This window comes from Pseudomonas sp. FW215-R2 (genome assembly GCF_058789255.1).
In genome coordinates this window covers 136,168-157,395 of the sequence record NZ_JBYTBO010000013.1, presented here as the reverse complement: position 1 = coordinate 157,395, position 21,228 = coordinate 136,168, and the positions used below count along the sequence as shown (strand labels likewise).

At 60.7% G+C, this 21,228-nt stretch carries 18 protein-coding genes; 6 read left to right on the top strand and 12 right to left on the bottom strand.

Features of this window, described 5'->3' with window-relative positions:
• Positions 1-24 precede the first annotated feature (24 nt).
• The gene (locus tag AC3WRD_RS19135; protein WP_102622443.1) at positions 25-2,334 is read left to right on the top strand and encodes a hypothetical protein; all 2,310 of its coding nucleotides are present in this window, start codon (positions 25-27) and stop codon (positions 2,332-2,334) included.
• 52 nt (positions 2,335-2,386) lie between these two features.
• Here AC3WRD_RS19135 and AC3WRD_RS19130 read toward each other — a convergent pair whose 3' ends face one another.
• From AC3WRD_RS19130 to AC3WRD_RS19110, 5 genes are all read right to left on the bottom strand, one after another.
• Positions 2,387-3,649: an NAD(P)/FAD-dependent oxidoreductase gene (locus AC3WRD_RS19130; protein ID WP_102622444.1), complete on the bottom strand. Its 1,263-nt coding sequence runs from the start codon at positions 3,647-3,649 to the stop codon at positions 2,387-2,389.
• Positions 3,650-3,653: 4 nt separating this feature from the next.
• Positions 3,654-5,231, bottom strand: coding sequence for an aldehyde dehydrogenase (NADP(+)) (locus AC3WRD_RS19125; protein WP_102622445.1), 1,578 nt, complete (start codon positions 5,229-5,231; stop codon positions 3,654-3,656).
• 68 nt (positions 5,232-5,299) lie between these two features.
• Positions 5,300-6,247: a dihydrodipicolinate synthase family protein gene (locus AC3WRD_RS19120; RefSeq protein WP_102622446.1), complete on the bottom strand. Its 948-nt coding sequence runs from the start codon at positions 6,245-6,247 to the stop codon at positions 5,300-5,302.
• Positions 6,248-6,302: 55 nt separating this feature from the next.
• The gene (locus AC3WRD_RS19115) at positions 6,303-7,229 is read right to left on the bottom strand and encodes a 4-hydroxyproline epimerase (RefSeq protein WP_102622447.1); all 927 of its coding nucleotides are present in this window, start codon (positions 7,227-7,229) and stop codon (positions 6,303-6,305) included.
• 22 nt (positions 7,230-7,251) lie between these two features.
• Positions 7,252-8,883, bottom strand: coding sequence for an APC family permease (locus AC3WRD_RS19110; RefSeq protein WP_102622448.1), 1,632 nt, complete (start codon positions 8,881-8,883; stop codon positions 7,252-7,254).
• Between the two features lie 224 nt (positions 8,884-9,107).
• On the opposite strand from AC3WRD_RS19110, the gene AC3WRD_RS19105 reads away from it, so the two are divergent.
• From AC3WRD_RS19105 to AC3WRD_RS19095, 3 genes are all read left to right on the top strand, one after another.
• Entirely contained in the window at positions 9,108-9,878 is a 771-nt protein-coding gene (locus AC3WRD_RS19105) for an AraC family transcriptional regulator (RefSeq protein WP_102622449.1), read from the top strand.
• 64 nt (positions 9,879-9,942) lie between these two features.
• Complete coding sequence (locus AC3WRD_RS19100) at positions 9,943-10,215, top strand: hypothetical protein (RefSeq protein WP_102622450.1); 273 nt, start codon at positions 9,943-9,945, stop codon at positions 10,213-10,215.
• A 46-nt stretch (positions 10,216-10,261) separates the two neighbouring features.
• Positions 10,262-10,888: a DUF3885 domain-containing protein gene (locus AC3WRD_RS19095; protein WP_102622451.1), complete on the top strand. Its 627-nt coding sequence runs from the start codon at positions 10,262-10,264 to the stop codon at positions 10,886-10,888.
• Between the two features lie 73 nt (positions 10,889-10,961).
• Here AC3WRD_RS19095 and AC3WRD_RS19090 read toward each other — a convergent pair whose 3' ends face one another.
• On the bottom strand, positions 10,962-11,375 hold the full coding sequence (locus AC3WRD_RS19090) for a hypothetical protein (RefSeq protein ID WP_256580657.1): 414 nt from the start codon (positions 11,373-11,375) through the stop codon (positions 10,962-10,964).
• Positions 11,376-11,426: 51 nt separating this feature from the next.
• Between AC3WRD_RS19090 and AC3WRD_RS19085 the strand changes: the two genes are divergently transcribed.
• Both AC3WRD_RS19085 and AC3WRD_RS19080 read left to right on the top strand, forming a co-directional pair.
• Positions 11,427-13,553, top strand: a complete 2,127-nt coding sequence (locus AC3WRD_RS19085; RefSeq protein ID WP_102622452.1) for a TonB-dependent receptor family protein — start codon at positions 11,427-11,429, stop codon at positions 13,551-13,553.
• A 59-nt stretch (positions 13,554-13,612) separates the two neighbouring features.
• Positions 13,613-13,999, top strand: coding sequence for a DUF5376 family protein (locus AC3WRD_RS19080; RefSeq protein ID WP_096820685.1), 387 nt, complete (start codon positions 13,613-13,615; stop codon positions 13,997-13,999).
• 134 nt (positions 14,000-14,133) lie between these two features.
• Here the strand turns inward: AC3WRD_RS19080 and AC3WRD_RS19075 are convergent, their stop codons facing one another.
• The 6 genes from AC3WRD_RS19075 to AC3WRD_RS19050 form a co-directional block, all read right to left on the bottom strand.
• On the bottom strand, positions 14,134-14,889 hold the full coding sequence (locus AC3WRD_RS19075) for an ABC transporter ATP-binding protein (RefSeq protein ID WP_102622453.1): 756 nt from the start codon (positions 14,887-14,889) through the stop codon (positions 14,134-14,136).
• Positions 14,883-15,944, bottom strand: coding sequence for a FecCD family ABC transporter permease (locus tag AC3WRD_RS19070; protein ID WP_102622454.1), 1,062 nt, complete (start codon positions 15,942-15,944; stop codon positions 14,883-14,885). Before AC3WRD_RS19070 ends, AC3WRD_RS19075 begins: the two co-directional genes overlap by 7 nt.
• Entirely contained in the window at positions 15,941-17,128 is a 1,188-nt protein-coding gene (locus AC3WRD_RS19065; protein ID WP_102622455.1) for an ABC transporter substrate-binding protein, read from the bottom strand. Before AC3WRD_RS19065 ends, AC3WRD_RS19070 begins: the two co-directional genes overlap by 4 nt.
• 64 nt (positions 17,129-17,192) lie before the next feature.
• Complete coding sequence (locus AC3WRD_RS19060) at positions 17,193-19,610, bottom strand: TonB-dependent receptor (RefSeq protein ID WP_102622456.1); 2,418 nt, start codon at positions 19,608-19,610, stop codon at positions 17,193-17,195.
• A gap of 93 nt (positions 19,611-19,703) precedes the next feature.
• On the bottom strand, positions 19,704-20,681 hold the full coding sequence (locus AC3WRD_RS19055; RefSeq protein ID WP_102622457.1) for a FecR domain-containing protein: 978 nt from the start codon (positions 20,679-20,681) through the stop codon (positions 19,704-19,706).
• On the bottom strand, positions 20,682-21,197 hold the full coding sequence (locus AC3WRD_RS19050; RefSeq protein WP_096820691.1) for a sigma-70 family RNA polymerase sigma factor: 516 nt from the start codon (positions 21,195-21,197) through the stop codon (positions 20,682-20,684).
• Positions 21,198-21,228: the final 31 nt, after the last annotated feature.

The following is a 21,228-nucleotide window of genomic DNA, read 5'->3' as shown; positions in this document are numbered from 1 at the left end:
TACAACGCAGGGTCGCAAGGAAGTATGTCCAGGCACGATAGTGAATCGGATGCGTTTGTCGGGATAAATGACGGTTATGCGCACTCTCAACTATCTCGAGCGCTGACCGCGGCACGAGAAAACGACGCTGACCCACAAATGCTTGATCGGATCGAGCGTTGGCGACAGGTTGTCGAGCATCTCGTGCAGGGCAGCGCGCTGTACGGTTCACGCACACCGTTTGCGGATTTGCCCGAATGGGTCACGTTGGAGGTGGCCACTGGCGGCTTTGCCACTGGCAAGTTTCTGGCCGGCGGCGAGTTAACGCTTTATGAGTGCCGGTTGGCTGCATTGATCCCCGGCATTCGCGTCGGGTTTGAACGACTCGATTTAAATACCTGGCATCTTTCAGATGAAGGCGTTGGATCGCTTCAAGAGTGTCTGGCGAAAGGGAATTATCAAATCGATGTGCCGGAAGAGGCTGCACTGCTGACAATTGCCTGGTTTCTGAAGCACCAGCGCATCGAGGAAGCACGAACGCTGATTGAGCAGATTGCGCCTTTTTTCGAACGACTACGTTTCTTTCCGACAGTCACTGACAAGCAAGCATTCTCGGTGGCTGAAGTTGAGGTTTTTAATGTCGGTTATATCAGCCAGCGTTTGGCCACTCTTGCACCTCAACCGCGTGTGGCTGTTCAAAAACACGTTGTCGAAAACAGCTTGCCTCTCTACGACGCAGCCATCTCGCTTTTCCTTCTGACCTATCAGGAAAGCTGGCCTTGCAGGTATTACCCTGAGGGTTGGTTCGAACGTGCAATTGCGCTTGGCGCACAGTTTGAAAAGACATTGGAGTCTGATCCCCGCAGTGCAGGCTACTCCATGAACCGGGTGGTGGAGTTGCATGCATTGCTCAAGCAGTGCTCCTTTGATCCGGCATCGCTGACGGGGCGTCAAGTGGGACGTATCCGGAAGATTGTCGATGACTTTCTGGCCAAGCATGGCCATCCAGAATCCGAAGCACACTCCAATAAGCGAGCAAAGCAACGCCATCACGTGAACGCGTCGGCACATCATCTGATTGCCAAGGCTGTCTCCGCGCGTCTGACGAGTTATCCAGACTCTGAAGGTATTTCTGACTTTTCCCCTCTGTTGGAACCCATCACCAATGAGGAGGCGAACCTACATGCATTAATGGTTGGAGACGCCGTTCCCCCCTCGGTTCGTCGACGCCTCGAACGCTGTCGCAAGGGAACCGTCGCGGAGTTGATTGACCAGGGTGTGATTACATCCGGAGATACGGTGGCGCGAGTACTGCCGGCCATGACGGCGGAAATCTGTAGTGCGGGATATCGAGATGCAATGCTGAAGACATTGTCTGTCGCTACGTATCGAGCTTTCAGGCGTCGACGCTCTTTGTTGCTATTGGATATGCAACGTCAGGTGAAAATCGGAGATATTCCGTGGGTGTCTGCGCTTGAAAGTGAGTATGAAGCGAACGTATCTGCGGTCGAAGGCGCCAAACAGGCCCTGATCGAAGCGTCAGCACTGACTCTCTCGGCGTTTCCACAAGCGATTATTCCGAACAAATTGCTTCAGGAATTTTCGTCCCTGGTTGAAACGGCGAAGCTGGATCTTCCAATCGTGGAGGAGGTCGCGGCAGACATCTTCATGGGCGCTTTCTCGAATAAATTCGTGAAGGCCGCCAGGCAATCAGCCCGTATGTTGACTGGATCGCTTTACGCCCGATATTACGATATCGATACGGATCAGTTGGCAGGTCTTCCCGACCCGCCGAAATCGAGGCGCACCAAAACGTATTGGCAACGTTCGACAAACAACAACGATGCGCTGGCCCGACTGTGCGCTCAGCGTGCAAATGTCGATATCGGTACCCGGCATCCTGCAACCAACGGCACCATTATCGAGCAGCAACAGATCGTGACAACACAGAATCTGGCAACGCTGTTTGGTGTTCTGGGACTGAGAGAGGTGTTGCATGATCGCCTGAGTGCAATGGCTCAGTCGTGCTTCGAATGGGTTTGCCGTCGCCAACAAATTCAGATCCGGCTTTACCACGCACGCTTGGTCATGTTGAAAAATACGGCCTATGCCTGGCGTCAGATGTTGTTTTATTTGTCGATGCTGGATCCGGTTCAGTTGCAGGGTGCACTCAAGACCATTGAAATGCATTTTGCGGCTCAATCCAGTGAGTTTCAGGAAAAGTTTTTACCGGCCATGATCGGGTTGCGTATAGCAGCATCCGGGCATCCGTTGACTGAGAGTCGCCAGAAGCGCGAAGGCGGGAAGGTGTTTCTCGGATGGACCACTGAACGACACTGGCTAATGCCTTCCTGAAAATTTATCGCCAAGCGAAAGGCCTGCCCTCAAAAGCAGGCCTTTCGCGTTTTCAGAAACGATCCAGCCTGTAAGGCTCGACACTCGGCAGTTCCTCACCCCGAGTCGCTGCCAGCGGCGAAACCATCCGCAACACGAGCTCCGCCGTCACCGCCGCCTGCGTCAGCCCCAGATGCTGATGCCCGAACGCGAGCAGTACCTTGCCGTCGTCTGTCTGATCGATGATCGGCAGCGAGTCCGGTAGCGAGGGCCTGAACCCCATCCACGGTGTGGCCGCCTCGGCACTCAACGCCTCACGGAACAACCCCTTGCTCAACCGATGCAATTGCCAGGCGCGTGCCATGGTCGGCGGCGCTTCAAGCCCGGCGAATTCGACGGTGCCCGCCAGGCGCAAGCCTTCGGACATCGGCGTCATGATGAACTTGCGTTCCAGTGACGTAACGGGGAAGGGCAGCCGGTTGTGTTCCTGAGGCAGCATCAGGTGATAACCGCGCTCGGTGTCCAGCGGCACTTTCTTGCCCGTCAGCGCTGTCGTCAGCCTGGCCGAGTGAGCACCGCAGGCGATCAGTACTCGACGGGCGTTCAAGTTGCCGGTTCCGGTATTGAGCGAAACGCCCTGTGCATCCAGTTGCCCGCCCTCGACCCGTTGCTTCACAAACTGCACGCCGCTGGCCTTGGCGGCGCTGACCAGTTCGCACACTACCCGGTACGGATTGATGAAGTGTCCGGTGCTCGGGAAAAACAACCCGCCCTGCAGGTGTTCGCTCAGTTGCGGCGCGCTGTCACGCACCGCAGATGCCTGCCATAGGTCGACCGGAACCTGTTGCTGACGCAAGCGCGCCTGCAACGCTTCAATGGCCGGGCGTGACTCGGGCCGTTCGAACACCAGCAGCGAACCTTCCACCTTCAGCAGCTCGGGACGCTGAATGTCGCCGAGCAACCGGTGCCAGGCCTCCAGCGAACTCTCATTGAGCGCTCGCAGACCTGCCACCGTGCGCTGGAACGGCGCCGAGCGCAGATTCAGCAACAGCCGAGTGAACCAGGGCAGGGCGCAGGGCAGGTATTTCCAGTCCAGGCGCAGCGGCCCCATCGGGTCCATGAGCATGGCCGGCAAGCGCTTGAGGATCGACAGATCGGCAATCGGAAAAACCTGCTCGGTCGCCAGGTGTCCGGCGTTACCGAACGATGCGCCGTGACCGGGTTCCTGCGGGTCGATCACGACCACCTGCAAACCCTGTCGCGCCAGACGCAGGGCGCAGGCAACGCCGATGATGCCGGCGCCGACCACGGCGATGTCATGGGTGATGTTCGGCATGGTTTCAGGCTTCCCTCTGGCCATCGAGCAGGCGTCGCAGTGCCAGTGGATTGGCCTGTTTGAGTGCGGAGGGCAGCAAGGCGTCGGGGAAGTCCTGATAGCAGACCGGGCGCAGGAATCGCAGGATCGCCGCCGTGCCGACCGACGTGGTGCGCGGGTCGGACGTGGCCGGGAACGGCCCGCCATGCACCATCGCATCGCACACTTCCACACCGGTCGGCCAGCCGTTGACCAGCAGGCGTCCGGCCTTGCGTTCCAGTGTCGGCAGCAATGAACGGGCCTGATCCAGATCCTCGTCATTCAGATGCAGCGTGGCGGTCAGTTGACCTTCCAGCTGTTCGAGCACCTGACGGACCTCATCGTGGCCAGCGCATTGCACGACCAGAGACGCCGCGCCAAACGCTTCGGCTTGCAGCGCGTGATCGGCAAGAAAGTCCGCAGCATCGGTGATGAAGACATGGGCCTGCCCCTGATTCGGACCTGTTCCTCTCTGGCCGACCACTGCAAGACGTGCGCGCGGATTTTCCGCCAGTGCATTCACGCTGCACTCGTAAGCATTGAAAATGCCGGGCGTGAGCATGGTCTGGGCCGGGCTGCGCTGGATGAGCTCGGCGGCGGCGCCAATGAAGGTGTCCAGCGCTGGCCCCTTGAGGGCGATCACCAGCCCGGGATTGGTGCAGAACTGCCCGGCGCCCAACGTGAGCGAGGCGACAAATCCTTCTGCCAGCGCTTGCGGGCGATTGTGCAACGCGGCGGGAAACAGTAGCACCGGGTTGATCGAACTCATTTCCGCATACACCGGAATCGGTTCGGGGCGAGCCTGAGCCGCTTTGATCAGCGCGAGGCCCCCACTGCGCGAACCGGTGAACCCCACCGCTTTGATGCGTGGATCGCTGACCAGCGCAATGCCGACCTCGCGCCCGGAACCGTACAGCAACGAGAACACGCCCTCAGGCAGACCGCACGCCTCGACGGCCCGAGCCACGGCGCGGCCGACCAGTTCGCTGGTGCCGGGGTGAGCGCCGTGGGCCTTGACGATCACCGGGCAGCCGGCGGCCAGTGCCGAAGCGGTATCGCCGCCAGCGACGGAGAACGCGAGGGGGAAATTGCTCGCGCCGAACACCGCCACCGGCCCCAGCGCAATCTGACGTTGACGCAGATCCGAACGTGGCATTGGCTGACGCTGTGGTTGGGCGCTGTCGATGCGCACATCCAACCATTCGCCGGCTCGTACAGTACGAGCGAACAGCCGCAATTGCTGGCAGGTACGCCCGCGTTCGCCCAACAGGCGAGGGCGCGGCAGGCCGGTTTCGGCCATGGCGCGTTCAATCAACTCATCGCCGAGGGCTTCGATTTCGTTGGCAATGGATTCGATGAATTCAGCGCGTGCGTCCAGCGCTGTCTCGCGATAGCGGTCGAACGCGGCCCAGGCGAGTGCGCAGGCTTGTTCGACATGCTCGGCGGAACCACCGGCGTAAGCGGGCTCCAGCGGTGAGTCAGTGGCCGGGTTGATCCCTTGAATGATCTCGCGATCACCCGAGATAGTTTGCTGACCGATCAGCAGTTTGCCCGTAAGAGACATGGCAGGTTCCTGGAAAAGAATGAAGGCCCGCCGCGGATGTGGGCGGCGGGCTGAAGCGAAGCGGCCGGTCAGGCGAATTTCTGTTCCGCCGACCAGTTTTCGTACCAGTGACGGAACAGCGCGTACTGGGCTTCCGCGTAGCGACGCTGCGAGTCGCTCAGGGCATCGGTCTCGTTGAAATGCAGGGTGTATTCCTTGTCGCCGTTGAGCACCATCAGGTGTTTGTAATACAGCACCAGATCCGTGCCTTCATCGAAGGACGACAGCACCGCCAGCGCCGATTCCAGCTCCCGGGCCTGACGTCGTGCCTTGGCGTCACCCTTGGCCGCCTGTTTGCTCAGCGCCACCAGTTGCAGCACTTCGCGAGGCAGGGCGTTGCCGATGCCGGTGATTGCACCGGTGGCGTTGCAGTTGACGAAACCGTGCACGACCTGAGTGTCGACACCCACCATCAGCGTCACGTCATCGTCCTTGGAGGTGATGTGCTCGGCGGCGTAGCGCAGGTCGGCGCCACCGCCGAATTCCTTGAAGCCGATCAGGTTCGGGTACTCGCGGCGCAGTTCGAAGAACAGGTCGGCGCGGGTCGCGAAGCCGTAGTAGGGGCTGTTGTAGATCACCGACGGCAAGTTCGGCGCGGCCTGCAGAATCGCTGCAAAGTGGGCTTTTTGCGCGGCGAGCGAAGCGCCACGGGACAGTACCCGTGGAATCACCATCAAACCCTGAGCACCGACTTTTGCGGCATGGGCAGCATGGGAGACTGCTTCACGGGTGTTGATGGCGCCCGTACCGACAATGGTCGGAATCCCGGCAGCCACCAGGCGCGCCACGCCTTCCTGACGCTCGGCCTCGGTGAGCAGCGGCCAGTCACCCATGGAACCGCAATAGACCACGGCGCTCATGCCGGTATCGATCAGCTCGCGACCCTTGGCCACCAAGGCGTCGAAATCCGGTTTGCGTGCGGCGGTGCACGGGGTCATCAGGGCGGGCATGCAGCCGGTGAAGATGTTGTCGCTCATTATTGTTCTCCTTGGAACGGTCATTCGGATTGGATTGGAAAAGCAGCGCAGCGGCTCAGATGCCCCACGCGAATGGATCTGTTTCGTCGATCAGCAGCGTGCTGTCGGCAGTCATATAGGCGCGGCCAGTGATGAACGGGCGCACGCGTTCACCTTCCCATTCGAAGCGACCTTCGAACTGGCTGCCGGTGATGCTCGCCTGTACCCAGCGCTCGCCGGGCGCCAGTTTTTCGTCGGCGGCCAGGCAAGCGAGTTTGGCGCTGGTGCCGGTGCCGCACGGTGACCGGTCGTAGGCTTTGCCGGGGCACATGACGAAGTTGCGGCTGTCGGCGTGGTCGTCATCGGCGAACAGTTCGATGTGGTCGATGACAGCACCGTCCTCGCCATGAATGCCCTGGACCTCGAGGGCCTTGAGCATTTTCCAGGTGAGGTCGGTCAGGGTTTCGACGTTGTCCATCGTCAGCGTCTGGCCGTGCTCCGACACCAGGAAAAACCAGTTGCCGCCATAGGCGATATCGCCGAGGAAACGGCCGTACCCCGGCACCTCAACCGCCACTTGTTTGCGCAATCGATAAGCCGGCACGTTGCCCAGGGTCACGGCACCGTCTTCATGCAACGTCGCGCTGACCGGGCCGACCGGCGTGTCGATCTTGTGCACGCCCGGGGCGATAAGCCCCAGGTGCTGCAAGGAGGCCACCAGACCGATGGTGCCGTGACCGCACATGCCCAGATAGCCGGCGTTGTTGAAGAAGATCACGCCGCAGGTGGCGTCCGGCGACACCGGTTCGCAATACAGCGCACCCACCAGCACGTCGTTACCGCGAGGCTCCAGCAGGCAGGCCCGGCGCCAGCGGTCGTGCTGGTTGCGCAGGACGTCGCGTTTTTCGGCCATGGTGTTGCCGGGCAGATCGGGGAAACCCTTCATCACCAGGCGCGTGGGTTCGCCGCCGGTGTGCGAATCAATGACGTGTACTCGTTTCATGGACGTGTCCCTTCAAGAGATTTCAATAAGCGCCGGCAGCGCGCGGGTTGGAAGCGGAGGCCGGGGACGTCGAAGTGACTTCGCTTTCATCCTCTTCGGACTCCAGGCGCAGCAGATGCGCCGGTACGCCAGTGGCGGCGCCCCAGTAATAGATGCCGGTGGCGAAAGCGGCGACGACCAGCGTGTCGAAAGGGTGGGCGAGGATGCCCAGACCGCCGAAGGTGCCGAGTTTCGACAGGACGATGGTCACGGCGTAGAAGGCGATCAGCCACGCAGATGAGCGCACTTGATGGGCAAGGCTCAGATGCTGGGTCGGCACGAAACGACCACACAGCAGGTACACGACAAACATCAGGATCTGCAGGCCGAGCAGCCAGGACACGGTGTCCCAGCCCGACCAGTAGACGATCAGCGCAGCGATGATGAACGACACCGGCCCCAGCAGACCCATGCACTTGACCCGGAACGGGCGCGGCATGTCGGGTGCATTGCGACGCAGCGCGGCGACGGTGACCGGGGCCACGGCGTAGCTCAATACCAGTGCGGCGGACACCACGTTGATCAGCGCTTCCCAGGACGGGAACGGCAGGGTCCAGAACACTGACAGGGCGAAGGTCAGCCACAGTGCCGGGCGCGGGATGCCGGACTTCTCATCGATGCGGGTGAAGATTTTGAAGAAGGTGCCGGTCTGCGCCCAGCCGTAGATCACTCGTGGCGTGGCGTTCATGTAGATGTTGCCGCAGCCGCTGGGCGAGATCACCGCGTCGGCCACCACCAGATAGGCCAGCCAGCCCACACCGAGCGCCAGGGCAATGTCGCGATACGGCAGGGCAAATTCCTTGGAAACCCCGGCCCAGCCATTGGCGAGCAGCTCGGTAGGGATGCCGCCGAGGAAGGCCGTTTGCAGCAACACGTAGATCGCGGTGGACAGCAGCACGGAAAGAATCAGCGCAATCGGGATAGTGCGCTGTGGGTTTTTCACTTCACTGGCCACCGAGATGATCGGGGTCAGGCCGAGGTAGGCGAAGATGACGCCGCCCGCGGAAACGGCCATCTCGATGCCCGAGAGCCCGAAGGGGGCGAAGCCTTGAACCTGGAAATTCTCGGGTTTGAAGAAGGTGAACAGCACACCAATCACCAGCAGCGGCACGATGAACTTGAACACGCTGACCAGATTGTTGGCCTTGGCGAAGGTTTTCACGCTGCGGTAATTGAGCAGGAAGAACACGCAGAGCAGACCGAACTGCACCAGCCAGCCCAGCACTGTCGGATCACCGCTGCCGGTTTTGGTCAGGCCGGGAAACCACGCCGCCGCATATTGGCGCGAGGCAACCACTTCGATCGCCACCAGACTGGAAAACGCGATCAGCGTGATGAAGCCCATCAGGTAACCCAGCAGCGGCCCGTGGCTGTAGACCGGATAGCGCACCACACCGCCGGCGCGGGGCAACGCCGCACCCAGTTCGCAGTAGACGATGCCCAGCAGCAACACGGCGAAACCGCCCAGCAGCCAGGAGAAAATCCCGGCCGGCCCGGCAATCGCGGAGACGTGACTGGCCGCGAACAACCAGCCCGAACCGAAGATCGCCCCGAGCCCGATAAAGGTGAGGTCGATCAATGAAAGTTGTTTTTTGAACTTGCCTTGGCCTGACATGGCATCGCCTTCTTGTGAGTTATTGGATAGGCAGGTGTGAAGTCACTGGAACGGCTAAACAGTGAACTCATCAGGCGTCGGACGATTGATGTTTTGCGCAGGTCTGGATGACGAAATCAGCACAATTGCACTGAACGACAGCAGGCCTCGACAGGCTGCGGACGTTGCTGCAATCTGCACGCGAACGCCGTACAGCCGATCCATCCGCGAAGGAAAAACTGACGATGCAGAACGCATTTGCGATCCTGTGCGAGGGTGATGAGCGCAATCGCCCCCAGACCCTCGAAGCCTTGGTGGCGGGCGTGGCTGCGTTGTTGCCGATGCTGGATGTGATTCCGAATGCAGCGATTTTCATCAAGGATGTCGAGGCGCGTTATGTCATGGCCAACCGCACGCTGGTGCAGCGATGCGGGTTGAAAGACCTGAAACCGTTGCTCGGTAAAACCAGCGTGCAGGTATTCCCGGCGCAACTGGGGCCGGGCTACACCGAGCAGGACCGTCGGGTGCTGGAAGAAGGGTGGGTGCTGGAGGATCAGCTGGAATTGCACCTGTACGGCAGTCGCGAACCAGGCTGGTGCCTGACCCATAAACGACCGCTGTACAACCGCGACGGCGAGATCATCGGCCTGGCGGGGATTTCGGTGGACCTGCAATCGGCCAGCGAAACCCACCCGGCCTTCGAGCGTCTGGCCGCTGTCGACGAACACATCCGCGCGCATTTCAATCGCCGGGTGACGCTGGGTGAACTGACCCGGATCGCCGGTATCTCGGTGGCGCAGCTGGAGCGCTACTGCAAACGGGTGTTCCACCTGACGCCACGGCAGATGATCCAGAAAGTACGACTGGAACATGCCCATCGCTTGCTTCACACCGACATGCCGATCACCGAGGTTGCACTGCAATGCGGCTATACCGATCACAGCGCTTTTACCCGACAATTCAAGGCCTCGACCGGATTCACGCCGCGTCAGTATCGACAGGCGACGGAACAATGAGCGGCTTGCGAGTCATCGCGGCTAGACTGAACACGTCAGCCCCCTTTGCTGCAGGTGAAACGAGATGAGCGAAATCTGGGTACGCCGATGCTCGTATGGCCTGTGCGCGATCCTGTTGACGCTCACAGCGTCCTGCTCAAGCAAGGCTCACTACGCGACCACCGGTGATCGCTGCTATGCCAAAGCGGTGCCGACGATGGGCGAGGGTGGTCTGGCCTGGGGATCGACCCTGGGCCAGGCACAGAAAAAATCCATGGATAACTGCATGCGCTACGCCGGCCGCTCCGGCGGGACACCCGGTACCTGCCAGGTGGTGGTGGCCAAGTGCAAGAATTGATAAGGCGCGATAGCCGCCCGAGCCATATTGACCGGAAAGGACTTCAGTGAATCTTCATCTTGAAATCGAGCGGATTTTTTCCGAGCAGGCCTTCGCAAGGCCGCTGTTTTATTCCTGCCCGGGAGGACTGCGTTTCGAACTCTCCGAAACGGGAGGGATGATCGAACAGTTCCTGTTGGCCTTGCGAAAATCGACCGAGATCTGCACCGACATTTTCAGTGGCGAGCCCACGCTGGTGACCTGTCTGCGCTTTCACTCCGGCGGTCAGCGATTTGCCCATCGAGCGTTGCTTCAGGCCCTTCGGTCGGCTGGCATCGAGATACCTGCAGCACGCTCGATCTGGAGTGAACGCACTGATCCGGATGACTGGTTCTGCGAAAGCGAACCCGAGTACTGGATCAACCTCGCATTCGAGGCGCCCGCAAAGTCGCTTCAAGCATTGCTCTGGTGCGCACTGGCCACGGACTTTGGCGTCATTGCGCCGAATCCACGCTGCGCGGTCTACCTGTTCAATTTGAAGGCCGAAGTGATGGTTTTCCCTTACGACGACCGAGGAATGGACGTGGTCGGGCCCAACAAGGATCTGCTTTCAAGGCTGTATCACCGCCATCAAGCGTATCTTCTCGATTACGATCGGCCCGCGATGGACGCTGACTTCGCGGGCGCTGCCTGATATTGGCCCCGGGCCCTTGATGCCGATCAGAGAGGTCCGAGGGCTCAAGGGCATTTGAATCAAGTCCCGTTCACTAGGTGCGTTGCAAGGCCCGCGACACGTACATTTTGGTAATCATTGACACCATCTCTTTCGCCCCGAAACAACGGAAGTAAAAGTAGCCGTAGTCGGTTTCCAGACACACAATCTTGGTCATGAACCCCCATTCCAGGCTGACCTTTCGAATCGATGCCATGGGGATTTCAATATCCAGAACCCCGTCCTGAACCATACGGTTCATGGCATTGGCGTTCATGAAAATCGTGGAGTGGGTCACCGTCACCTTCCCGCCAACCCAGAGTCCGCTGGGGGCCAGAAAATTGACCAGTTTCGTCTTCAATACTGCTTCGGCCATCCCTGCATCTCCCTCGTTCAAATCACAATCCAGCATTTCAGCCGCCTGTTTACCTGACAAAAAACAAAATCGCCATGTGTTTACTTCGTTCATTCATACGTCGCAGTTCTCACTGCCCGTTTCTGTCTGTCTGGAGTTCTCTCGATGCCCTCGCTCAAAACACTGCCCGCTGCATTGCTGGGGCTGGCCCTTGCTTGTCCGGTGGAAGCCGAGTCTCAGGGCATGGAGTTGGGGCAGGTGCTGATCGGGGCTGAAGACCAGAGCGGCGAAGACCTTTCGCTGGAGGAGGCCAAGGCCCGGTTGGCACAGGTGCCCGGTGGCACCAACGTGGTCGATATGCGCCGCCCGATGCAGGGGCGGGTGGCGAGCAATCAGGATGTGCTGGCGTATCAGCCGGGGGTGTATGCCCAGTCGGCGGGCAACGAGGGGGTGAAAATCTCGATTCGTGGTTCGGGCATCAATCGGGCTCCTGGTGCTCACGCGTCGGGGCTGTACACGATGCTCGACGGTCTGCCGCTGACCGGCCCCGGCGGTACGCCCTATGAGTTGCTGGAACCGCTGTGGCTCGACCATGTGGAAGTGTTGCGCGGTGCCAACGGTTTCGATCGTGGGGCCCTGGCACTGGGCGGTGCAGTCGATTACGTCAGCCACACCGGCTACAACGCGCCTCGGTTGAATGTGCGCTACGTCATGGGCAGCCACGGTTATGCCCAGCGGCAAGTCAGCTCGGGCCAGGTGCTGGGCGACTTCGATTACTACCTGTCGATGACCGATGCACACTCCGACGGTTATCAGGATCACACCGCGAGCAAGAGCCAGGGCGTGATTGCCAACTTCGGTTATCGCTTCAATCCGAATCTGGAAACCCGCTTCTACATTCGTCACCGCGAGACCGACAACGACCTAGCCGGGCGGGTGACCAAGCACGCCATCGAGCACGATCCACGGGCGGCCAACCCGGCCTACGTGACGCGCAACGACAGCCGCGATCAACCGGGCAGCACCTTCATCGGCAACAAGACCACGTACTACATCGACGACGATTCGAGCATCCAGACCGGCCTCGTTTATCACGACTACCCGATGGACCTGCGCGAAGGCCCGAACCGTTTAAAGGTCGCGTACACCGATGTCAGCGGCACGTTCGACTACAAGCGCCGCGACACTCTCTGGGGCCTCGAAAGTCACAGCACGGTTGGCCTGCGGGTGACCAAACATTTGCCTAACGACGGTGCGAGCGAGCTGGTGCGGATTCCCACCGGCAACACCGCCGGCTATGCGCCGGGTACGCACATGCGCAACTTCACTTATCAGGGTTCGGATTCTGTTCTGCATGTGGGCAACGACCTGGAAGTCGCCGACGACCTGTGGCTGACCACCGGCCTCGCCGCGATCTACACTCGCCGCGAAAGTGCCGTGACCTACCCGGAGGGTGGCGGCAAGACCAGCCTCGGTGACTGGGACTACGCGCCACGCCTGGGTCTGCGCTATCAGGTGACGCCAGACCTGCAACTGTTCGGCAACCTCAGCCGCTCGGTCGAAGCGCCGCATCCGTGGTCGCTGATCTACAGCTCCAGCGTACGGTTCCCGGCCGGCAGCGGCGCCGCCACTGGCACTCAGCGTGATCCGGTCAAACTGCAGAACCAGACCGCGACCACCCTGGAACTCGGCGGCCGTGGCGACAGCTCACTCGGCGAATGGAGCCTGGCCTGGTATTACGCCCAGGTGCGCCACGAATTGCTCTCGGTATTGCCGGATGCTAACGCCACTACGCCTTATGAACTCAATGCCAGTCTTACGGTGCACCAAGGTGTGGAGGCGAGCCTCAACAGCAATCTGTGGTCAGCGAACGACGGCGGCAAGCTGAGCCTGCGTCAGGCCTACACCTTCAGCGATTTCCATTATCGCGACGACGATCGCTTCGACGACAACCGCTTGCCGGGCTTGCCGATGCATTACTACCAGGGCGAACTGCGCTACGACTTCCCGCAGGGCTTCTTCGCCGCCGTCAACACGCAACTGGTGTCGAAAGTGGCGGTGGATTACGCCAACAGCTACTACGCCGACCCTTACGCCACCTTCGGCGCGACCCTCGGTTACAACGCACCCAAGGGCGACTGGCAGACCTGGCTGGACATGCGCAACCTGACCGACAAGCACTACGCCGCTACAGTTACGCCGGGCTATGACGATAAAGGACTGGATGCCGCACGCTCAACGCCGGGCGAGGGCATGGCGATGTATGTCGGGGTGTCGTGGAGTCTGCTCTGAGGCTGGTGCTTGAGTGTCAAACCCTATCGATCAGTTATCTCTGGTGCATGGAACCAAAAATGAAATTGCGATTCTCCTGGGAAGAAGCGTTCGACGACTTGTTTCCGCACTGTAGTTCAAACGTCATGAAGGACGATGGTGCGAGCCCTTTGTCTTGCATCCTGACCGATGATGGGGGCTGCGGGCATATACACTCGCTGGAGTGGATAGACGTGGGTCTGGCGCGGATCAAATCGGTGAAGGAGTCAAAGGTCGAATTCGATAGCTGGGGTCGTGAAGATTGGGGATCAGAGTTTTCAAAGGACTCCGTAAAGATCTATTTCCTGATGGAAGACGATTATTGTGAATTTCTCAGTCTGGAATCCTTTGAAAAAGCCTTGATGGCATGGCGGGATTTTATTGTGTTGCCACCCGATAAAGAGGTGACACGAGAGCTGGAAATTTGAGCCTGGCCGGCGATCGGGAGAGTGTTCAGCCATCCAGCAATGGCGTACCAAGACCGGTTTCGCTTGCCTGACGTTTTTACCCGACACCCAATAGCTTTCGGCATCCCTGCCTTTGCAGTCTGACGGGGTAACCCTCAAACAATATCGTCGATCAGAATATGGTGCTGCCCGCGGCTGCATTGCTCGATTCGTGCCTCGACCTTGTAAACCGTGCGCAGCATCGGCTCGGTGATGACTTCATGGCTCGGCCCGCTGCCATGGGCCGTGCCGCCGGCAATCACCAGCACCTGATCGGCAAAGCGCAGCGCCTGATTCAGGTCGTGAATGGCGATGAATACGATCACTTCGCGCCGGCGCGCCAGGGCTTTCATGAAGTTCAGCACCTGAACTTGCCGGTGCATGTCGAGTGCGCTGGTGGGTTCGTCCATCAACAGGATTTCCGGCTCGCGCACCAGGGTCTGGGCGATTGACACCAACTGTTGCTGGCCACCGCTCAGTTCGCCGAGGTTGCGGAACGACAGTTCGGTGATCCCGAGCGCATCGAGAATCTCGTCCACCAATTGCAATTCATCGTCGTGAACCGACCAGTTGGGCGTCAGTTGCTTGCGCGCCAGCAGCACCGATTCATACACCGTCAACCGGGCGCTGGCGTTCAGGCCCTGGGGCATATAGCTGATGCCTTGGGTACCTTTCTTCGAACCTTCGAGAATCACTTCGCCCGGGCCGTCGATCAGCCCGGCCATGCGTTTGAACAACGTCGATTTGCCCGCCGCATTGGGCCCGACCACCGCCACGACCTGGCCGCCGGTAAACATCGCGGTGCTGACACCGGAAATGATCTCGCGCTGCCCGTAGCGGGCGCCGATGTTGTCGAGCCGGATCTTCACCATGAGTTTTTCTTTCCGTTGAGAATCAGAGAAATGAAGAACGGCACGCCGATCAGTGACGTGACCACGCCGATGGGGAATATCGCCCCCGGGATCAGCGTCTTGCTGACCACCGAACTGGCGGACAGGATCAGCGCACCGGTCAGCAACGAGGCCGGCAGGAAAAACCGCTGATCCTCGCCAATCAGCATCCGCGCAATGTGCGGCCCGACCAGCCCGATAAAACCGATCGTGCCGACGAACGCCACCGGAAACGACGCGAGCAGGCTGACCATGATCAGCGTCTGAAAACGCAGGCTGCGCACGTTGATGCCGAAGCTGGCGGCCTTGTCATCGCCCAGGCGCAGGGCGGTCATCGCCCACGCGCGTTTGGCGAAGATCGGCAGAGTGATGAGGATCACCACGCAGATCACCCCGAGTTTCGGCCACGTGGCTTTGGTCAGGCTGCCCATGGTCCAGAACACCACGGCCGCCACGGCTTGTTCGGTAGCGAAGAACTGCACCAGCGCCAGCAGCGCATTGAAGGTAAACACCAGGGCGATGCCGAGCAGCACGATGGTTTCGGCTGTCACCCCGCGACGCATGCTCATGAAGTGGATCAGCAGTGCCGAGAGCATCGCCATGATGAACGCGTTGAGCGGCACCATGTATTGCGCCGCCAGCGGAAACAGCGCCACGCCGAAGGCCAGCCCGAGGGCCGCACCGAAACCGGCCGCCGCAGAAATGCCGAGGGTGAAGGGGCTGGCGAGCGGGTTGTTGAGGATGGTCTGCATCTGCGCACCGGCCAGCGACAGCGCCGCGCCGACAGCGACCGCCATCAACGCCACCGGCAGACGGATGTCCCACATCACCACCCTGACTTGTGCCGAAGCGGTGTCCGGTGAGAACAACGCTTTGAGTACTTCACCAAGGCTGTATTGCGCCGGGCCGAGGGCCAGATCGAGCAGCACGCTGAAGATCAGCAACACGCTCAGCCCGAGCAAGATCAGCCGTTTACGCAGCACCAGCCGACGGTAGGTGACACTCTGCACAATCGGTGCTTCGCCCAGCGAACTCATGGTTTGGCCTCGGTTTTTTGCAGGCTGACGAAATAGCCCGGCTCATACGGCACCGGCAGAAACCGCTCATGCAACTCGCGAAACGCGGCATCCGGATCAAGATCGGCGAACAGTTCCGGGTGGAACCACTTGGCCAATTGCTGAATGGCCACGAACTGGTAAGGGCTGTTGTAGAACTGGTGCCAGATCGCATGAAACGCCTGAGTGTTCTGCGCCTTGATGCCGGCATAGGCCGGGCGCTGGGTGTACCAGGCCAGTTTGCGCCGGGCTTCGGCCAGGTCCGCGCCCGGGCCGACGCCGACCCAGTGACCGCCCGGCGCAAAGGCTTCCCAGTCGGCGCTGGTGACCACGACATGGTCGGGGTTGGCGACGATCACTTGCTCAGGATTCAGTTGCCCGAAGGTGCTCGGAATGATCCGACGGGCGATGTTGTTGCCGCCGGCCATGTCGACGAAAAGACCGAAGTTCTCGTTGCCGAAACTCAGGCAGCAGTCATCGGTGTAGCCGCCTATGCGCTCGATGAACACGCTGGGACGGGCAGGGTGGCGCTTTTCGATGACGTCGGTGACGCGATGGATCTGCTGGTTACGAAAATCGATGAAGGCCTCCGCGCGTTGTTCCTTGCCGAACAACTTGCCGAACAGGCGCATGGTCGGCTCGGTGTTCTGCATGGGGTTGTTGCGAAAGTCGACGTACACCACCGGAATGCCCAGGGCGTCGAGTTTCTCGATGTAGCGTGCATCCTCGGTCGCGTGTTGGGCTTCGATGTTGAGGATGATCACGTCAGGCTTCTGGGAAATCGCCTGTTCGATGTCGAAGGTGCCGCTCTCGAAACCGCCGAAGGTCGGGATCTTGGCAATGTCGGGGAATTTGCGCAGGTAGGCGTTATAAGTGTCCGGGTCCGACTGGATCAGGTCCTTGCGCCAGCCGACGATGCGTTCGATGGGGTTCTGCGTATCCAGCGCGGCCACCAGATACAACTGCCGACCTTCACCCAGGATCACCCGGCGGACCGGCAGGTGAACCTTGACCGTGCGGCCCTGCAAATCAGTCACGGTGCCCAGGGCCGGATCCGGCTCGGCAGCCTGCGCGCTGCTCGGCATCAAGGAAGACAAGGACAGGCCCAGCAGCCCCGCAAACAGCAGGGCGGCGAAGGTCTGGCGGCGGCGAAAAACGTTAACCATGGTGTATGCCTTTGCAAAAGCCGGATCGGACCACGACGCCAGGCGCCGCACCGGGCCGGACGTTTCAGAAATCGACAGTGGCCGAGAGCAACAGGGTCCGAGGTGCGCCTTGAGAGAACGCGCCGTAAGAGGCGACGCCTGACCAATATTCTCGGTCGAACACGTTCTGCACGGTGGCCCGGAAAGTGGTCGGTCGTTCGGCGATGCGCGTGGCGTAGCGGGCGCCGACATCGAAGCGGGTCCAGGCGTCCAGTTGTTGGGTGTTGGCCTGATCGACGTATTGGCTGCCGGTGTAAATGGCGCCGCTGGTCAATGTCAGGCCTTCGACTTTCGGGACGTCCCATTCGGCCCAGAGGTTGGCTTGCACCTCGGGAACACCGACCGGTTTATTGCCGCGATTGGCGGCAACGCCGGTGCGGGTCAGTTCGCCGTCGAGCAGTGTCACGCCACCGAGCAGGCGCGTGCCTGATGCGATCTCGCCGGCCATGTTCAGTTCGACGCCACGGTTGCGTTGCTCGCCATTGACCGCGAACACCCCGGATGCCAATTCGCCGCTGGGCTTTTCAAGTTGAAACAGGGCGATGGTGGACATGAAACGGCCGTAATCGAGCTTGACCCCGACTTCCTGCTGGCGGGACACATAAGGTGAAAAGATCTCGCCCGCGTTGGAGGCGGCGGACGGCGCGATGTCACCCTTGCTCAGGCCTTCGACGTAGTTGTAGTAGAACGCGACATGGTCCCAGGGCTTGACGACGACCCCGAACAGCGGCGTGGATTTGCTCTTGTCGTAATGTGTGGTGACGAAGCCGGCCGCGTTGTAGTTATCCGATTTGATGTTTTGCTGGCGCACGCCGAGCGTGACTTGAAGGCGTTCGTCGAGCACCGACAGGGTGTCGGCGAGGGCCACGCCCGACAGTTCGCTTTCGGAGACCTTTGGCGTATCCGGTTTGGCGATCGCGGGTTTCGGACGGTCGATCGGGTGGTAGATGTTCGACAGGATCGCCGGCCCGGAAATAATGCCCCGGGACAAGTTATCGCGGTAACGGGTGACTTGCAGGGCAGCGCTGTGACTGATCGGCCCGGTGTCGAAACGCAGGCGTGCACCCGCGTCGACGGTGTAGCGCTGGACTTCGAATTTGTAATAGCCGGGGATCGACGAGGTGTCGCCCGCTTCGTTGATGATGGTCGGTGTCTGGTCGGACATGCGCGCGACATCCGATCGGCCTCCGCCAGCATGGGCGAACAGCGTCAGGTTGTCGTTGAGGTCGTATTCGCCACCCAATAACGCCGATTTATCGCGGGTTTCCGACCAGCCCCATTCCTGGCTGACGCTGGTGCGCCCGTTGGCTGCTGAAGGAATCTCCACGCCGGGAGCGATCAGAAACGGTCGGGACGCGGCGTCAAAGCTCTCTTTCTGGTTGATCAGATCCAGGGTGGTGCGCAGTCGGTCGCCCTGATAGTCGAGGGAAATCGCGCCGATGCCGACTTCCCGCGATTGTTTGTCGATGGCCGTTTCACCTTGCTGGACGCTGCCATTGATTCGCACCCCGAACCGGCGTTCTTCGCCGAAGCGGCGGCTGACATCGACGTGACCGCCGACCTGGGTATTCAAGGCGTAACTGGTGGTAAAGCGGGTCAGGTCTTCGTCCAGCGAACGTTTGGGTACCACGTTGATCACGCCGCCGACACCGCTGTTGGGTGACATGCCGTAGAGCAGGGCGCCGGGGCCTTTGACCAGTTCGATGCGTTCGGCGTATTCGGTGAACACCCGGTAATTGGAGGCCACGCCGTACACGCCGTCGAACGCCAGTTCACCGAGGTTGCCTTCGCCGACCGGAAAGCCACGGATGAAGAACGAGTCGACAATCCCTCCAGCCTGTCCCGTGGAGCGCACCGAAGAGTCGCGCTCGAGCAAGTCGCCGACGGTGACAGCCTGCTGGTCCTTGATCAGCGTCGAGGTGTAGCTGCTGACGCTGAACGGGGTGTCCATCGCGTCGCGGTTGCCCAGCATGCCGAGACGTCCGCCGCGAGCGGCCTGACCGCCCGGCAGTACCGACGGCAAGCTGTCGCTGCGCCTGTCGGTGCCTTCGATCGTGGTGTCCGACAACGTGACCCGGCGTACCACCAGCGTCCAGGTGCCGTCGCTGCGGGCGACCATTTCCAGGCCGCTGCCCTCCAGCAGGCGGGTTACCGCTTCCTGTACCGAGTAGCTGCCGGACAATCCCGGGCTGACGAGGCCTTCGGTGATCGATGGTTGAAACGACAGGGCAATCCCGGCGTCCACAGCAAAACTCGACAGGGTCACGCCGAGCGGCCCAGGCGCGATGTTGTAGGCTCGAACGGTCACCGCATCCAGTTGCGCCGGTCCGGCGGCCAGAGCGAACGTGCCACCGGCCAGGCCCAGCACAACGCTGAGCAACACACTGCGTAGAACGGGCTTTAGTAGCAGACGATCCGGAGGCAAGGGTCGTGCAACGAGCATGAAGGAGTGACCCTATGGACGAGATGGAATGGTTGTTCCTTTCATTGCCAGCCGAGATCAAAAAAAGTATCACCTGCGAGGTGATTTTTTTGCTCAGGCGGGTGAGAGCGTCACCCAGTAACCGCTCAAGTGCCCGGAGACGTGCACGGGATAGGTCTGCGCCAGCATGTTCAGCGAACGTTGGGTATCGCTGATGGGAAAGGCCCCGGAAATGCGCAAGTCGGCAATGGCCGGGTCGCAGCGCACGAAACCCCGGCGATAGCGCGCCAGTTCGACGACGAAATCCGCCAGGCGCATCTTGTCGGCCATCAGCATGCCTTGGGTCCAGGCGCCGACGTTGCGGTCGGTCGGGTTCAGTGAGCCAAAAGCCTGCGATGAAAAGTCGGTACGTTGCCCGGCGTTGACGATGATCGGCGCGCTCTGGGGGCTGTCGGCCAATTCGACCTGGACGGCGCCTTCGAGGACCGCGAGTTGGGTGCGCGGCTGCCATTCACGAACGGTAAAGCGCGTGCCCAGCGCCTGCATCCGGCCCTGCCGGGTGCTGACCAGAAAAGGCCGAGGTTGCGCGGCGTTGTCCGGCGCGGTCTGCACGAGGATTTCGCCTTCGCGCAGATTGATGAGGCGCTGCCGGGTGTCGAAAAGGACGTCGATGGCCGTGTCGGTGTTCAGGGTGATTTGCGAGCCATCGGCCAGGGTCAGTTCGCGGCGCTGGCCCACGGCGGTGTGGTAATCGGCGGACCATTGCTGCGATTGCGCCAGTTTCCAGCTGCCCCAACCGGCCGGCACCGCCGCCAGCAACAAGGCCAGTTTGCCGAGGGCTGCGCGGCGTTCCGGGTTGCTCGGGCGATCCAGCGCCGACATCGCCAGCGACGGTGGCAGGCCGCCGAACTTGCTTTGCAGCAACTGCGCGCGTGCCCACGCCCGATTGCGCTCGGGACTGCTGACTTTCCAGTATTCCCATTCCGCGCGCTCGGTTTCGCTGAGGTCGTTTTCACTCAGACGCATCAGCCACTCGGCGGCTTCTTCGAGGATTTTCGGATCGAGCGGTGGTTCACTGCGGCGCGTGAGCATTTATTCCACCAGCATCAGGCACTGCACGAAAGCCTGTTTCATGTAGCGCTTGACGGTGATCAGCGAGACGTCCAGCTGCTCGGCGATGTCGGCGTATTTCAAACCACCGATCTGCGACAGCAGGAACGCGCGTTTGACCAGCGGCGGCAGGGTGTCGAGCATCGCGTCGATTTCGTGCAGGGTTTCCAGCACCACAAAACGCAACTCGGGGGAGGGCACTTCCGGCGCCGGCAAATGCGCGAGGGCATCGAGGTAGGCGCGTTCCAGTGCCTTGCGCTGATACCAGTTGATGAGGATGCCCTTCGCCACGCAACTCAGGTACGCCCGTGGTTGCTCGATGGTCGTGACCTGGGAGGCGAGGATCCGGGTGAAGGTATCCTGCGCCAGATCCGCCGCATCCATGGCGTTACCCAGTTTTTTCTTCAGCGTGTTGTACAGCCAGCCGTGATGACCGCTGTACAGCGCTTCGATCACGCGCAGATGGTTGTCGTTGTTCGCGGGAAGGGTTTCGCTCATGGCTGCAGTGTTTTGCAATTGAGAAGTATTC